This window comes from Microcoleus sp. F10-B2, from assembly GCF_036704965.1.
In the GTDB taxonomy this organism is placed as follows: domain Bacteria; phylum Cyanobacteriota; class Cyanobacteriia; order Cyanobacteriales; family Microcoleaceae; genus Microcoleus.
In genome coordinates this window covers 37,646-53,969 of sequence record NZ_JAUBTB010000038.1, presented here as the reverse complement: position 1 = coordinate 53,969, position 16,324 = coordinate 37,646, and the positions used below count along the sequence as shown (strand labels likewise).

Here is a 16,324-nt window from a genome sequence, read left to right as displayed (position 1 = left end):
CACAGGCGGGACGCCTGTTCCACAGAGGGCGCAGAGGGGAGATGACAAGAGAATAGATGAGAGGGAAAGAGGTAGGTTGACAAATCCTTGCAGATCTCGGTATAAAGTCTTTAGGTCTCTGTTTGGCGCACAACTGCAAAACTCGCGATTTTCCAAGGCTCTATCTTAAAACCTCGTCCTTCGGGTAACTTTCCCGACAAATTCGCAGGCCGTCCTAACAAATCTACTGGCTCTACAATCTCTAATCCCAAATCACTCTTGAATTCCAGCACAGCCTCCTTCCCCTCGGATTCGCAACACCGCAAAATCCACACGTTAGAATCTTCTTCCGACTGTTTGAAAGCCATCAAAACTAAATTGTCGGCCGACAAATCTAAGAAATTCCCCACTGCGGGTAAACTCTTGTTTCTATTTTCTCCCGACTGTGGCAACACCTTTACTAGCAGTGGTAAATTCAACTCGTACCCGCGCCGAACTGTGCCGGCCTCTTGCCAATTTCCGCTGTGGGGATAGACTGCACAAGTAAATTCGCTGATTCCTTTATCTGCTTGTTCATCCGGCCAAGTCGAACCACGAAGCAAAGTCAGCCGAATTCGATTCGGTTGAAGGTCGCAACCGTATTTGCAATCATTGAGCAAACTCACTCCAAAACCGTCATTGCTGATATCAGTCCAGCGCAAAATCGGCACTTCCCATTTGGCTTTTTCGGCGGGTGTTTGCGGCTTGGTTGTGCGATCGATCGCACCGCCGGGAATTTCGCAAGTTGCAAAATCTGCTTCTACATTTAACCCAAAGGCTGCTTTTACTAAAACGTGACTTTCTTGCCAATCTGCCACTGTCTTGATTTTCAGCAGCGGCGAACCTATTTCTACTATATAATCTTGGCAAAACTCCGATTTGCCAATTTGTCGGACTACGCGCAAACTCTGCCGTATTTCTCCCTGTGCTATCCAGGAAATATCTTTCAGTATCGGCGCTGGTAGTTGATGTTTTTCATAATTTGGGTCGATGTTCCAAGCATCCCAATATTGGCCGCTGTCTTGAAATGCTTGCAGTTGATTGCCGCCCGCTGCATTCAGGACTTCTCGGTTATTTACTTTATCCCAAATGCTGGATAAATCCCCGGTTTTGCCGTCTACTGTTGCCCGAATAAATTCATTTTCTAAAACCATTTGTGCGGCTGCAAAATGCGTTTCTTGACAAGGTGTGTTTTTTTGTGCTATACCGTATGTAAGTTTTGATAACTCTGTATTTTTTTCGGTTTCTGGACTCGCGGACGCATTATCTACAGTTTGAGCGTCTTCGCGACACAGCCAAAACACCCGGTAGCCAAGGGCGGGGAGATTATTTGCCCAGAATAACAGTGTAGATTGCGATTGGAGTCGATCGCCCCTGACAATCTGCGAAGCCAGTCGCCGTCGGGACAAGTCGTAAATTTGCCAAGCTGAATCAGGGGAATCGGGAAGCGTTACAGCGACAACCTCAGAGCGCGACCAATTGAGAGTATTGAAAATCAAAATCGGTTGAGCGTCGGGCTGCGGAGGATTCGGCAGAGAAATTTGAGCTGAGATGGCATCCAAAGATTTTAGCAGGATTTCGCGACAAGTGCGATCGACCTCGGCAAAGGCTATATTAGCATCCGCATAAACTTGGGCGATCGCAGAACCGGGCAAAATATCGTGAAACTGGTTAAACAAAATTTGTTTCCAAGCAGATTCTAGCTCGGATTTCGGATAAACAGCACCAGTACAAATCGTTGCCAGCGTAGACAGCAACTCCGCTTGGTAGAGCAATTCTTCGCAGCGGCGGTTTTGGCGTTTTTGGTCGGCGCGAGTCGTGTAGCAACCCCGGTGGAATTCTAAGTAAAGTTCGTCTTTCCAAATGGGAAGAGTTTTGAGTTGTGAGATGGAATGATTTGGATCCGAAATTGCCGACAAGTTTGACAATTCTCGCGCCCGCAAATTCCCTACAGTTTCGGCAACGAGCAAATTTTCCTGATTGTCCGATTCTGAAACATCGATTTCGGGCTTAGTTGCGGAAATTGCCGACAAGTTTGACAATTCTCGCGCCCGCAAAATCTCCTGATTATCCGGTTTTGCAACATCGCTTTCCTGCGAACTTTCCGCAACTTCAGGCAAAAACTGACTCTCAATCAAAGACAAATAATCAACCGCTTTCGCAAACTCCAACTTCGGGAAGAAAGGCGACATTTTCCAGCGTTTCGCCACCTCCAACATATCACGAGTCGGGCCGCCGCCGTGGTCGCCAACCCCAGGCAACCAAAGAGCATCTTGCAAACCAGTTTTAACTTGCCAGTCAAAAGCATAACTTGCCATTTTCACAGATTCTATACTTTCGCCAATGGGAGGAGACATCATGCTAAATATTTTAGTACCGTCCAACCCTTCCCACCAAAATGCACTGTGGGGAAATTCCGTTGTATCATTCCAACGCAACTTTTGCGTCACAAAATAATCAACTCCACCTTGCCGCAAAATCTGAGGTAATTGCCACCCAAAACCGAAAGTATCCGGTAGCCAAGCCACCCGCATCAATTCGCCAAATTTTTCTTTTGCGTAACGCTGTCCGTAAAAAACTTGCCGCACCATTGATTCAGCGGAAATCAAGTTTAAATCCGGTTCTACCCACATCCCGCCGACAACTTCCCAACGTCCGACGGCCACCTGTTTTTTAATCGCAGTAAATAAGTCCGGCCGATGTTCTTCCATCCAAGCATAAAGCGCCGGAGTTGAATGACAGAAAATTAAATCGGGAAACTCCGATTGCAATTTCAATACCGACTCAAAAGTTCGCTTTGCCGCTTCCCAAGTTTCCGGGACAGGCCACAGCCAAGCTAAGTCTAAATGAGCGTGACCGACCAAATAGATTTTACCTGTATATATAGATGTCAGTTCACCACTTTCTCCTATATATATAGATGTAGCGTTGCCGTTTTCTCCAACCTGCGAAACTTCCTCTCTTCCTCCTCCCTCTGCGGCCTCTGCGGCCTCTGCGCTTCCCTCATCTAAATCCCCAGAAAAAGATGTCCGATCGACACTTTCTCCTATATATATAGATGTAGCGTTGCTATTTTCTCCATCCTCAAAAACCCCCTCCCTTCCTCCTCCCTCTGCGCCCTCTGCGCCCTCTGCGGTTCCCTCATCTAAATCCCCAGAACAAGCCCGCAGATACCCCAGTAAATTGTGCCGCAAAACAGACAGCGAGCGATCGAACTTTTCGCGATCGCCCACCGCCGACCAATCAATCAAATCCATCGCCAAATCAATCTCAGATTTCAGCGTTTCCCCCTTGACAAACATGGGGCGACTTGCTATTGTTTCATTGGAGAGGTATTGGGAATTTACATTTTCTAAATTTCGACTTAGCGAATTTTGCAAAATCTCTAATTCGGCAGCCACAAAACCCGGATCGAAACAAGAAGAGTCAGCAGCTTCGTACAAACAAATCGATCGCACTAAAGCACCTTTATCGTGACCCGGACTTACCAACCGCAAAATTACTAAAAATTCATCTCCGGGATTGGCCGACGAACTCAACAAAACTCGATCGGCAAAATCAAATAAATCTCCCCGTCCGACTAACTCGCCGTTGACAAAAATTTGAGCATCTTCAGCCCACCAAGTCAAACTCAGCAGCAACCGCAAACCAACCACAGGATAGCCGTGCAAATTGTCAGGAATTACAAATTGCTGGCCCAAATACAAAACTTGTTTCCCCGACAGCCAAGCAATATGTCCTTTGCTGTTAAGTTCAGCAACAGGACTGTTACAAATATTTACCGAAGAGACAGCAGAGTCAGAATCGCAGTACCTCCAACCAGACTGAACCTCCACTTGACTTAGGCGGCGCAACTTTTCGACAGTGGCAGAAATATTGTTGCTAGCAGGTGACACAGAAGCGCTCATTTTTAGCTAAAATCAAACTTGTGTAGGAATCAAAGATCGGATTGAACCGCGAAGACGCAAAGGACGCGAAGAAATAAAGGTTTCAGAGGGTTTGAAGCGGAGATTAAGATCTCGCTTTGATTTTACAGCAATATTTCGCAATGCCGGCGCGAATCTAAAATCTGAATTGAATAATTATCAAAACTTATGTCCAACGGTTACTACGGCCCCTACCAAAGCCGACTATTAAATTTTATATCGAAACAGTCCCGCCAAGTTGCCGACAATTGCGATCGAACTTGGCGTCAAATTAAAGAAGCAACTCTCACCGCCACCCAAATCCTGCTTTATCCAGCTTATTTGCTGGTGCAAAGTTCCCGACTGCTAGGGCGACAGTTGCGGGAATCAAGTCAAAAAGTAGATTTACCGGAACTGCAAGAATTTGGCGGCGACGAAAACCCCGATTTGCCACAAAATTGGTATCAGGGGGAAGTTTCCGAGGAAAGTTCGATCGCCGAAATTTTACACCTAGCCGAAAATTTACTAAACTCGTCGCAAACCGCGAAAACTGTAGCCAGCTTCCCGCTGTTAATTAATCAGGGAAATACTGCTAGCGATTTACCTCCGGCTATCAATTTTAGCGGACAAATCACAAAGCATCAAACAACTTCCGTCTTAGAACACCCGCTGGCTAAAACTGGATTAAAACCGCAACCGAAAGTTGAGGGAATTGCCAGTTTTATCCCCGCTCGCACTTTAGTATTGGTCGGAAGAGAAAATCAGATATTAGATATTTTGACACCCGAACAGCAGGAACTGCTCGAAGGTCGCATAACTTGGGAAGTAGCAAACTGCGGGCCCGAACGGCGGGAAATTACCCAAAAAGAATTAAAATTTAATCTCGGTTTGGAGTCGGCTGCCAAAAAAGCGCAGTTGCCGCCGGTGCGTCGTTTTTGGGAATTGATGGCCTGGCTTCAGACGAGCCCGGTTGCTCTGAAAAGAAATCAGTTTGGAGAATCAATCCTCGCAGTTAAAAAATCGATCGACCGCAATGCCATCCTAGTTCAAAAAGCCCGCGCCCAGATCGAATCAAAAACCGCACAGCAGTCAATTGCGGCATCGAATTCGATCGACCACAATACCCCAAAACTAGAAACTAATTTTAACAGCAAGTTCGATCGACCCCCTAGTCCTCTCTCCTTTGTTACATTACTCGATCGCGCCGCCGTCAACCTCGAAGAATTTACCCTGCCGCCATCGGCAAAAACAACCGCCGCACCCACAGACAACCCCGGAGTAAAAATTAATACATCCGGCACCGAAACCAATTTAGATTTGTCCGCCCGCGACATCCTCGAAAAATACGCTCGCAACATCGAACAAATGATTTGGTCGTCAGTAGACCACCTTTTGGGCAAAGAAACGGCAGCAAGTGATAATACGGAGAAATCCCTTGCAATTCAGTATTATTTGAAACAGCGACAAGAACAAGAAAACACAGAAAAAAGCCCAGAGGTCGATCGACCGTGGCTGAATTGGCAAGACTTATTTGGGGAACCAGCACCCCAGCATTTAATCGACGGCAGTTCCGAAACCGAGGCAGCAGCTCAAAGCTCAATATCACAAGCCAGTCAAAAAGTCAAGCATGAAATTGCAGAATTAGGAGAATTGCCCGAAGGTCGATCGACCCCTGTCTCAATCTCCCCTTACCCCGAAGCAATTCACCGGATGCTCGGTCAGCTAAAACAGAGCTTGCTCGCAAAAAGCTCAAAAAGTCAACCCCAACCAGCATCTGATTTAGCAGTTACTCAAAAAAATAGCTCTGCACTCGCAGCAGAATCAACCCCAGGGCGCGCGCCGGAAACCCAAGTGCCAAAAAACACCAACCCGAACACCGGACAAAACAACCAATCCCCAGCAGCAATCACCGCGTCAACTAGCAAATACACCCCCGCAACCCGCGCAGCCGAACCCAAAAATCCCAGCGCAGGCGTCCCAGCAGAAGACGACTACTTAGAAACAAAAGCAGAATCGATGGGATACATTAAGCACCCCCTAGAACAAGTGCTCGAATGGCTCGATCGAGTTATGCTGCGGCTAGAAAACATCGCCGAGCAACTCTGGAATTGGGCAAAAATCAACTTGCCAAAAATCCTCAAAAGCAAAGATAAAATTGACTAATCTTTAGCTTATGATAAAAAAGTTGCTGCAACAGCAGCAAATCCGCTCACTATTATGCCATCTTTGGAGACTCCCACAGTGCTAACCCTCAAAATCGTAGTTAATGTAGTTGTTTTATTTTTTGTTTCCCTGTTCATATTTGGATTTTTGTCCAATGACCCAGCCCGGAACCCCAACCGCAGAGACATGGAATAAACAAGTTATCCCGCCCGCTGGCTGGGGGCTACGCCACCGTAGCCCCCCAGCTAGCCCGCAAACCCGCAAAAATTAGTCGAACAAAACTTGACCGAAAGCATCCAGGATACAAGCCCCCGGATTCATCCGTGGAGAAATAAAAAACCTGTATCCGATGAAACTTTCCCCCCGACTCGATCCGTGGGGTCAATGCTTCAATGTAAAATCTAAAATCTAAAATCTAGAATCGATTGACCTCGCACCAGCAGCGAGGTTATCTTGTGGCGAAAGCAACTTCTGAAAGCAGCCCTATTCCGGCGCGCCAAAGCCACTGCAAATTTTAGATGTCAGATTAATGTTTAAACAGTTGCCTTTTCGATGCAAAATTTTCAATAATTTGCACCCTATAAAATCTAAAATCTAAAATCTAAAATCTAAAATCGGATGACTTACCTGTTGTAACTATGCCCTATCCGGTACCGCCGCCAGAACCCCCTGGCATCATCTACATCGCAAAGCCAAAAAAAGTCGCCCTCACTGTCGCGGCCGGCGATGGAGACACCCTCCGCAACCCCGCAGAAATACCGGAACCAAGCCCAGATATCGTTCAACCAGAACCCACACCGGCCCCAGCAGAACCCGCAGCCACACTCCTGGGCACCACCCCAGCCACGGATGAGCCTTCAGAAATCGCCGACCCCCTAGCGGAAGTGGAAAGTGGCGACGCAGTTCTGGGATTTCAGCGTCGGCATCCTGTGGGAGAACCCGAAACAAAGACTGTTCAGCAAGATTCCTCGTTTACGGCTTACCAATTGGGTTCGGTAGAAAATGCCATTGCCATTCGGAATCGGGAACGAACCGCAGAGGCGCAGAGAAAACAGGAGAGAAATCTTGTCGGAAAGCAGGAAAGTTGGTATCAGGCCCAAGGCCGGCAGTTAGAAGATAAGTCCCCCGAACCTGCGGAGATTCCCGTTCCCGAACCGGCGCTAGAACCAGCACCCAGCGGGCAACAGGAGTTCGACATTCCCGCACCAGGAACTGCCCCCGCACCCAGAACACCCGCAGCGCCGACACCGAAACCTAAACCAGCCGCGCCGGGAGTCCGCACCGCCCCTTCTGGGCGGACGGTTCCTTTCCCCGTGAGTCCGGCCGATACTATTGAAGTTAAGGCCGACAGCCAAGAATTCGACGACAAGCAGCAAATTGTGACGGCGGTTGGTAATGTCGTCGTGCGGTTCCGGCAAACTGTGATTGATGCCGATCGAGCGATCGTCAACTTAGTCACCCGCCAAGTGGTAGCATCCGGCAATGTCGCCTATACCCGCGGCCAACAAGTAGTGCGCGGCCAGCAGATGGAGTTCAATCTCGGCCTCAACAGCGGCGCAGTCGAACAAGCCAGGGGGGAAATATTCCTGCCCGCAGCAGGTAGCGAATTGACCCCCACACTGCCGACAGATATCAGTGCTGGAACGATTCTCGAACAGCCGCTGAGCGATCGAATTACCAGCCAGCAGCCCCTGCGCGGAGTCAAATCCCCCGGCGCTGCTACAGTCACTATCGGCGGCGGCGGACAGCTAGCAGCCCCCCAAGTGGTCGGCGCGGTCAACCGCATCCGCTTTGAAGCAGAACGCATCGAACTGCTGCCAGACGGCGCGAGGGTAGCAACCAACATTCGGATTACTAACGACCCATTTTCCCCGCCGGAATTTGAATACAGGGCCCGGAGGGCGACGATTAGAAGGATTTCGCCCACGGCTGAGGAATTGGTCACAACTAAACCCCGCTTGGTGTTCGACAACCGGGTGAAAATACCCGTGTATCCCCGCAGGCAAGTGTTTGACAGCAGGCAGCAAAACGGCCCGTGTTTGACCTTTGGCTACGACGGGGGAGACAGAGGCGGTTTGTATGCCGAGTGCGGTTTTGAGGTGTTGCAAAACGGGCCGGTGCGGCTGACTCTGACGCCCCAAATTTACTTGCAGCGTCTCGTGGCAGAGAATGGCGGTAATCCGTTTTCTCCCGACAGCTACGGGCTGAAAGCAAGGTTGGGCGCTAGCCTGGGCCCGCGCACCAGGCTGGACGGATCGGCAATATTTCTGAGTTTTGAAAATTTCCCGAACTTGCCGGAAAACAGCTTTCGGGGCAATTTGCGCCTGCGGCAGTCGATCGGCACTCACACACTGGCAGCAGAATACAGTTATCGCGATCGGCTGTTTAACGGTTCTCTGGGCTATCAAACCGTGCAAAGCAGCCTGGGGGCAGTCCTCACTTCCCCAGTCATCCCACTCGGAGGCACGGGCATCAATCTCAGCTACCAAGCTGGGTATCAATTTATCAATGCTGACACCGATCGAGCAGACTTGCTCGAACCAGTGCGGGAAAACAACCGCGTCGATCTGGGCCGTTCCCAAGTTAGCTTCGCCTTGAGTCGCGGCTTCAACCTGTGGGAGGGCGAACCGCTGCCCCGCACTCCCACCCAGGGTTTGAGGTATACGCGGACGCCGGTGGTTCCTTTCTTGCAACTGGCCTTGGGACTCCGGGGAGTTGGCACTTATTACAGCAGTGGCGACAGACAAAATTCCCTCGCCGGCAGTGTCGGCATTCAAGGGCAGTTCGGTCATTTCTCCCGCCCTTTCCTCGATTACACTGGGTTTAACGTGACTTATACCCAGGTGGGGCGGGACGGTATATCGCCGTTTTTATTCGATCGCTTAGTAGATTTGAGAGTCCTGTCTTTTGGACTTGTCCAGCAAGTTTACGGAGGCTTTCGAGTTGGATTTCAAAGTGCTATTAATTTAGAAAGCGGGGAAACAATCAGTACGAATTACACTTTAGAATACAGCCGCCGCAGCTACGCAATCATTTTGCGTTTTAATCCTGAGCGTCAAGTCGGCAGCCTGACTTTTAGAATTAGCGACTTCAACTGGAACGGCACTCCCCAACCTTTTTCCGGGGACGCGCGAACTGTAGAAGGAGGCGTGCGTTTATCCGATTAATTCAAGTCAACAACTCAACGTCAACCCTTCGGGTATGACGGGAGGGCAGAAATTGCTCTAGTTGACCAGACTCAGGTTCTCGTAACCTACGTTACTTGACTCATGAAACCTACAAATGCGTGCCAGTTTGTAGCTCTTTCGTACAATTTTAAACAGGCGTAACGAGTTAAACCAGTGAGTTGTACCCATCAAGGTCAAATAACATTGTCGAGGCAAACTTTACCAACGCAAGTTGAGAGTCGTAAGTAATGCGAGTTTTCGTTCTAGACAAAAACCTCAATCCTCTTGACCCCTGTCATTCAGCAAGGGCAAGAGAGCTACTTCAAAAAGGGAGGGCTAAAGTATTTAAGCGCTATCCATTCACCATCGTCATGCAAGATAGAACTGTCGAGGAGTCTACAGTTCACCCGCACCGAATCAAAATCGACCCAGGCAGCCAAACAACGGGCATTGCTGTTGTTCAAGAAGAAAATGGGCGCGTCACCAATGCCTTAGAAATCTCCCACCGAGGGCAACAAATCAAAGACTCCCTTGAGTCTCGCTCTTCATTAAGAAGAGGTCGTCGCAACCGTAAAACCCGTTACCGCAAACCTCGATTCTTAAACAGAGCCCGTAAGGCTGAGTGGCTACCCCCTTCTCTTGAGAGTCGAATCGCTAATATTGAAACTTGGGTTAGACGAATTAGAAAGATTTGCCCAGTTACCGCAATCTCTCAGGAGTTAGTTAGGTTCGATTTGCAACAACTTCAGAACCCTGAGATTAACGGAGTAGAGTACCAAAGAGGTGAGTTATTCGGGTTTGAGGTCAAGGAATATTTGCTCGCCAAATGGGGAAGAAAATGTGCTTACTGTAGTGCAGAGAATCTCCCATTAGAAATAGAACATATTGTTGCTAAGTCAAAAGGAGGTAGCAATCGTGTCACTAACCTAACACTGGCTTGTCGAAAGTGTAACGAAACCAAGGGAAACTTACCTGTTGAGCAGTTCCTTAAGAAGAAACCTGACCTGCTCAGCAAGATTCTCAGGCAGACAAAAGCATCTCTTAAAGATGCGACGGCTGTTAACGCTACTCGGTGGAAATTGTACAGAAGACTTCAATCAACAGGCTTACCCGTAGAGGTAGGAACTGGGGGTCGCACAAAGTTTCACCGTAAGACCAGAGGGATTGAGAAACATCATTGGACAGATGCTGCTTGTGTAGGCGCGTCTACCCCAGAAAAGTTGTTGCTACAAGGCGTAAAACCTTTAAAAATCGTAGCTAAGGGACACGGAACTAGGCAGCGATGCCGCCCCGACAAGTACGGTTTTCCTGCACATCACGCTCCCAAGGCTAAATTCTTTATGGGATTTGTCACTGGAGACATGGTTAAAGCTGATATCCTGTCGGGTAAATACGCAGGTAAGTACACAGGAAGAATCGCCATTAGATTTAGACCGAACTTCATGTTATTGCTGAGAGAACAACGATTTGATGTTCACCCCAAATACCTGAGAACCATTCAAAGGGCTGATGGCTATGAGTACCGAATCTAAAAAAAACAAGGATGCCCTAACGGGCAGTTTGTTGGTTGGTGGCAATTCCCCACCCGTTAACCTTCGGTACGGGCGACCCCTTGCCGCATTTCAGTTGGGAATTGGTCATTGGGAATTGGTCATTGGGAATTGGTCATTGGGAATTTGGAACCAACAGTCAACAGTCAACAGTCAACAGTCAACAGTCAACAGTCAACAGATAACAGTCAACAGTCAACAGTCAACAGACAACACATGACAGAAGTGACCGCAATATCTGCACAAGCAGCGGCTCTGCTGGTTCACTACGGTTTTGACCTAGGTGGCAAAAAAGCAGAGAAATTGGCGGGTGAATGGCTGACTAAGTATCCCGGCTATTGGCTGCGTTTAGCAGTGGTTGAAGCGCTTTATCAAGGGCGCTACAAGGCTGTTTCTGTCGGACAGCTATTAAGTATGTGGCACCGGATAGGCCAACCTCTCTATCATTTCAATCGCGAGTTTGAACGCTTGGTATGCAACAATTTTCCTCAAAATTTAACCCTTGAAAATGATGCTCAACTGCCACAGGAAGATATACTTTTATCGAACCAGGAATCGGAAAGCGGTGTCGCAGAGTTAGATTTGCTTGGGCTGTCAGAGTCAGAAATCGATCGGGCGCCTGATGCAGAAATCCCGACAACAGAGGCCCACGAAACAGGAAAATTGCCCGCAGCCGATCGCACACAAGAAAATACAGAATTTGTAGTATATGAAGATGTGGATGTTACCGCCCTCGCAGATCGAGCCGAAGCCGATCGCAAATTAGCGGACAAACCTGTGGCAAAATCCTTCCCAGTTGTCAAACACACTGATTTTCACACTAAGTTAAAAGCCATTGCCCGAGAAGGCCGCAGAAAGAAAGGAGAAAGCAGAAATAAGCTGTAATACCATTTTCTATTTTCGATTAAAGAATTGGGAATGACCGCTCGAACTCGCGGTTTGAATCGCGGGCCTACAGTTGAATTCTTCTTGGTAACTGGTGTAATTTTTGGGAATTACATAGTTATTGGTGAAAGTTAAGTTTTCGGGCTTACTCCCATCCGAATTTCCGAACAAAAAGACGCTTGTTCCGTACCGTTAGCTTGCTTGACAACGCTAGTCCGAAGCCGCAGGTTAGGCATGAGATACCACAGCCTTTCTTCGGCATGGAGGGTGTCTGATTCTGTAATCAATGTCAGCACATCGTCGCTGCCCATCACGTAGTGGCCCTTACCCTTGTCTTGCAACACTTTGCCTTCGCAGGGATTATCGGGATTGGGTACGATCGCTAGTATTGTAGAACCGATTTGTTTAGCTTGGTTGCGATCGGGAATACCGTCCCAAGAAACCCGAAGACTGGTTAGCCCAGTTGAGGCTGGGTTAATCGAGTGTTGTTGGCAAAGTTTGACGACTGCTGCATCGCTAGCCGTCAGTATTTCTATTTTGAGGTCGGATTTACCCGCCTGCAATTCCCCAGAATTGAGATTGTGTACGGTGCGCTGGGAAAACCATTTGCCTGCACTTAACTCGAAAAACTCGATAACATCCATGAAATTTGTCTCTAAACTCAATACTGCTCTATTTTCGATCGCGACTTGCGCCCTATGGAGTCAGAAACCCGGTTTCTTCCTGCGTACCTAGCGGTCAAACCAATGATTTTATCTGTAAACCCGGTTTAAGAGTGCAAGTCCTGTTCTATATTTTAAAGGAATGGGGCGCGCCTGCAAAACTTTCCGAGAGCTTTGAATGATAGCAGATTGCAGGTGCGGTTGAGGTACGAAGCCCAACCAGGGGACATCTGCTTCGCTGATGCAACGGAACGGACAGAAAATTAGAGCATCCGGCATCATGTTTCGCTAACAGTCCTGGACGCAAAAACCCGGTTTCTTCAGGTAATTTTGTCATCTTCGCTCGAAGGTGACAACGAGAAACCGGGTTTTTTGGTCGAGTGCGTCCAGGACTGCTTAAAAAAGCCTTGTTCCCACATCAAATAGGATTGCCGCACATCAAAATTTTTAGCTTGAGTGTGTCGATAGAGCGACAATCATTCCTCAAAGATCGGCTATGTTAAGAAAAACAACGATATATGTCAGCTTTTGTCGATCGGTAAATTTTGCGCTGTTGAGTTGAATGATATTAGCTGCGGTTTACTTGAATCGCACTCCTTAAAAATTATCAAAGCAGACTCAGACTAAAAAACGAGCAATTCATCGAACCATCACCAAACCGAGGGCAGCACCCTAGTAGCAAATAGCATTGAAATATGTCATGCTAAGTCAAGAACTAAATCAAGAGAAAAGATTCTCGATCCGGTTTCCAGCAGGGTGCAGCTAGCGATCGTATACATTAAAAAAAGACATCCGTAAATTTATGAGCGAGTTTACACAAGGACTGGAGCAAATGCAGCCCGCAGAAAAGACGCACTACCTGGGAATCCTGCCAAATCAGCTAGCAGCGAGTTCAGACTCAGAAAAATTATACAGCTTACTAACAGATTACAATTTTATTGAAGCCAAGCTGTCAGCATCGGGAGTACAGGCGCTAATAGAAGATTACGATTTAGCAACAAATCCCGATATTATTATAACCTCAGACCAAAAAGCCGACCAACTCAAATTAATCCAAGAAGCCATTCGGCTTTCTGCCCACATTCTAGCCAAAGACCAAACCCAACTAGCAGCCCAACTAATTGCCCGCTTGATGCGCTTTGAAAATCCAGAAATTCAAGCACTGCTAGCACAAGCAAAACACCAAAAAAAACCCTGGCTGCGGCCGCTAACTCCCAGCTTTACTCCCCCCGGCGGGAGATTGCTACGCACCCTCACCGGACATACAGATTGGGTACAAGCTGTAGCAATCACCCCCGACGGCAAGCGGGCAATTTCTGCCTCATCCGACCACACTCTCAAAATTTGGCACTTAGAAACAGGAGAAGAACTTTCCACCCTCAAAGGTCATCTTACCTACGTCAATGCTGTAGCTGTCACCCCCGACGGCACTAAAGTAATTTCCGGTTCTTGGGACAATACTATTAAAATTTGGGATTTAGAAACTGGACAAGAAATATTTACCTTTGCCGGCGATACTTTTGCCGTAGAAGCTGTAGCGGTTACTCCCGAAGGCAATCGAGTAATTTCTGGTTCTTGGGATGGCAGTATTAAAGTTTGGGACTTGAGAACCGCAGAAGTAATCTTTAACTTCAAAAGTCACAGCAGTTTTGTCCAGTCCGTAGCAGTAACTCCTGATAGCAAACGGTTGATTTCTGGGTCTGGTGACAATAGCATTAAAGTCTGGAACCTAGAAACGGGAAAAGAACTTTTTACTCTCACAGGTCATGCAGATTGGGTAAAAAGTGTAGCAGTTACTCCAGACGGCGAAAAAATAATTTCCGGGAGTTACGATGGAACTGTTAAAGTCTGGAGTATATCCGAAAAAAAGCAACTTTTTACTTTAGGAAAACACAGCAGTTTCGTTCAAGCTGTAGCCGTCAGTCCCGACGGGAAACGAGTAATTTCGGCAGCAGGCGACAAAACGCTGAAAGTGTGGAATTTGGAAACAAAAGAAGAACTTTTCACTTTTACCAATCACATCGCCCCCGTCAATGCTGTAGCTGTTACCCCCGACGGCCAGCGGATAGTTTCTGGTTCCTCGGACAAAACTCTCAAAGTTTGGCACTTAGAAATAGGAAAACAAAATTTATCATTTGCAGGTCACGATGACTGGGTAAATGCTGTAGCAGTGACGGCGGACGGTACGAAAGCGATTTCCGGTTCAGGAGACAACAGCATTAAAGTCTGGAATCTCAAAAACGGACAGGAACTTTTTACAATTCCCGGACATGAAGATTGGGTAAAAGCGATCGCAATCACACCGGATAGCGAGCGAGTAGTTTCGGGTTCCGGCGACAAAACTGTGAAAGTTTGGGATCTAGAAACCGGAAAGGAAATCTTTACTTTCACTGGTCATACAGACTGGGTAAATTCTGTGGCAGTGACTGCCGACGGAACGATGGCAATTTCGGGTTCGGGAGACAAAACTATTAAAGTTTGGAGTTTAGAAACAGGAGAGGAACTTTTTACTTTTTTAGGTCATGAGGACGGGATAAAAGCTGTCGCAGTTACTCCCGACAGCAAGTGGATTATTTCGGCTTCCGGCGACCAAACTCTGAAAGTTTGGAGTTTGGGGAAAGAAAAGAATATTTTGGCACATTTCTGGAATTTAGCCGTCAAAAATCTACTTTTCACTCTCAAAGGTCATGAGAGTTTTGTGAATGCTGTGGCAGTTACGGCAGATGGCAAATGGGCGATTTCTGGCGGGCGGGAAAACCATCTGAAAGTTTGGAATTTGTCAAGTAGAAAAGAAATTTTTACTTTGGTAGGTCATGACGATGCCGTAACATCTCTGGCGACTGTGGGAAATAAGGTGATTTCTGTTTCGGATGACAATACTCTCAAAGTTTGGGATTTGTTAAGTCGAGAAGTAATTGCTAGTTTCAGGGGAGATAGTGCTTTGAAATCTTGTGCTATTGCACCGGATGGGGTGACAATTGTGGCGGCGGAAGCTTCAGGACAGGTGCATTTTTTGAGGTTAGAAGAGGGGGAAAAATAACCTACGTGTAGGGACACGGCATTGCCGTGTCCTTACAAATATAATGTGAAATTAGCGGGATTTGATATTAATTATTGAGGGTGCGCAGTCCACACCTTACGGTAATGTAGCCCGATCGCTCTTTTCCCCAATCTAGTTTACAATTGTTCCGGGTCAATGCCCATCGATCGCAGTCTTTCTGCCAGTAAAGCTGCCTGCTGTTCGGCTTGTTGGGCCCGCTGTTCGGCTTGTTGGGCCCGCTGTTCGGCTTGTTGGGCCCGCTGTTCGGCTTGTTCCAAGTTGCGAGAAACCTCCTCATAACTTGCAAACGGTTCGCCGTCAGGGCGATAAATTTGCAACTCTTGACCCGACAAATCAAAGCGAATTCCCAGTCGGGGACTGACCCAATTTTCGATCGCATCAATTACGTCCAAACGCCCCTGCGAACGCATCCAGCCGCTGAAATCGTTGCGTTCCGGGTCGTACAGGTAATACTCCTCTACCCCGTGGCGATCGTAAAATACCTGTTTTTTATTCATTTCTGTTAGCCTGTTACCGGGAGAAAGAATTTCAAACACTACTTGCGGCGCGATATTTTCTTCTTCCCACTGCTTGTAAGAACCCCTATCTCCTTTCGGTCTGCCCGAGACTACCATCACATCCGGGCCGACGCGAATCTTGTTATCTCCTTCGACGGGATACCACAGCAAATCCCCCGCGACAAATACATTCGGGTCATCGGCAAAAAGCCACGCTAAATTTTGTTGGATGATGAGTATCCAGCGAAATTGTTTGGTATTGTCAGACATTGGTTCGCCGTCGCTGTCGGGGTAAATTACATCAGGTTTTTGAGGAGACTTGAGTTGAGTTACCATAACTGTTGTCCGGGGTTAGGGACTGTTTAATTTAATTTTAGCTTGTCGGAAGAGTGAGAAGTGCGATCGGGAGCATCTCA

10 protein-coding genes are annotated in these 16,324 nt (G+C 47.7%); 7 read left to right on the top strand and 3 right to left on the bottom strand.

Annotated elements, in window-relative coordinates; all coding sequences use genetic code 11:
• Positions 1 to 110 precede the first annotated feature (110 nt).
• Positions 111 to 3,926: an alpha-mannosidase gene (locus QUA99_RS16430; RefSeq protein WP_333238467.1), complete on the bottom strand. Its 3,816-nt coding sequence runs from the start codon at positions 3,924 to 3,926 to the stop codon at positions 111 to 113.
• Positions 3,927 to 4,112: 186 nt separating this feature from the next.
• On the opposite strand from QUA99_RS16430, the gene QUA99_RS16425 reads away from it, so the two are divergent.
• The 6 genes from QUA99_RS16425 to QUA99_RS16400 all read left to right on the top strand — a co-directional run bounded on the left by QUA99_RS16425 (position 4,113) and on the right by QUA99_RS16400 (position 11,688).
• Positions 4,113 to 6,086, top strand: coding sequence for a hypothetical protein (locus tag QUA99_RS16425; protein ID WP_333238469.1), 1,974 nt, complete (start codon positions 4,113 to 4,115; stop codon positions 6,084 to 6,086).
• 78 nt (positions 6,087 to 6,164) lie between these two features.
• Positions 6,165 to 6,281 carry a photosystem II reaction center protein I gene (locus tag QUA99_RS16420; RefSeq protein WP_039887172.1) on the top strand — a complete coding sequence of 39 codons (117 nt, stop codon included), beginning with the start codon at positions 6,165 to 6,167 and terminating at the stop codon, positions 6,279 to 6,281.
• A 443-nt stretch (positions 6,282 to 6,724) separates the two neighbouring features.
• Entirely contained in the window at positions 6,725 to 9,253 is a 2,529-nt protein-coding gene (locus QUA99_RS16415; protein WP_333238471.1) for a DUF3769 domain-containing protein, read from the top strand.
• 248 nt (positions 9,254 to 9,501) lie between these two features.
• Positions 9,502 to 10,785, top strand: coding sequence for an RNA-guided endonuclease IscB (iscB, locus tag QUA99_RS16410; protein WP_333238473.1), 1,284 nt, complete (start codon positions 9,502 to 9,504; stop codon positions 10,783 to 10,785).
• Positions 10,769 to 11,023 (top strand): hypothetical protein, encoded by a 255-nt coding sequence (locus QUA99_RS16405; protein WP_333238475.1) that lies wholly within the window; start codon positions 10,769 to 10,771, stop codon positions 11,021 to 11,023. The genes iscB and QUA99_RS16405 overlap by 17 nt, the downstream gene beginning before the upstream one ends.
• Positions 11,020 to 11,688 (top strand): hypothetical protein, encoded by a 669-nt coding sequence (locus tag QUA99_RS16400; protein ID WP_333238477.1) that lies wholly within the window; start codon positions 11,020 to 11,022, stop codon positions 11,686 to 11,688. Before QUA99_RS16405 ends, QUA99_RS16400 begins: the two co-directional genes overlap by 4 nt.
• Before the next feature lie 131 nt (positions 11,689 to 11,819).
• Here the strand turns inward: QUA99_RS16400 and QUA99_RS16395 are convergent, their stop codons facing one another.
• Positions 11,820 to 12,332 carry a phycobiliprotein lyase gene (locus QUA99_RS16395; protein ID WP_333238479.1) on the bottom strand — a complete coding sequence of 171 codons (513 nt, stop codon included), beginning with the start codon at positions 12,330 to 12,332 and terminating at the stop codon, positions 11,820 to 11,822.
• Between the two features lie 820 nt (positions 12,333 to 13,152).
• Between QUA99_RS16395 and QUA99_RS16390 the strand changes: the two genes are divergently transcribed.
• Entirely contained in the window at positions 13,153 to 15,390 is a 2,238-nt protein-coding gene (locus QUA99_RS16390) for a hypothetical protein (protein ID WP_333238480.1), read from the top strand.
• A gap of 137 nt (positions 15,391 to 15,527) precedes the next feature.
• On the opposite strand, the gene QUA99_RS16385 is transcribed toward QUA99_RS16390, so the two are convergent.
• On the bottom strand, positions 15,528 to 16,244 hold the full coding sequence (locus tag QUA99_RS16385; RefSeq protein ID WP_333238482.1) for a Uma2 family endonuclease: 717 nt from the start codon (positions 16,242 to 16,244) through the stop codon (positions 15,528 to 15,530).
• Positions 16,245 to 16,324: the final 80 nt, after the last annotated feature.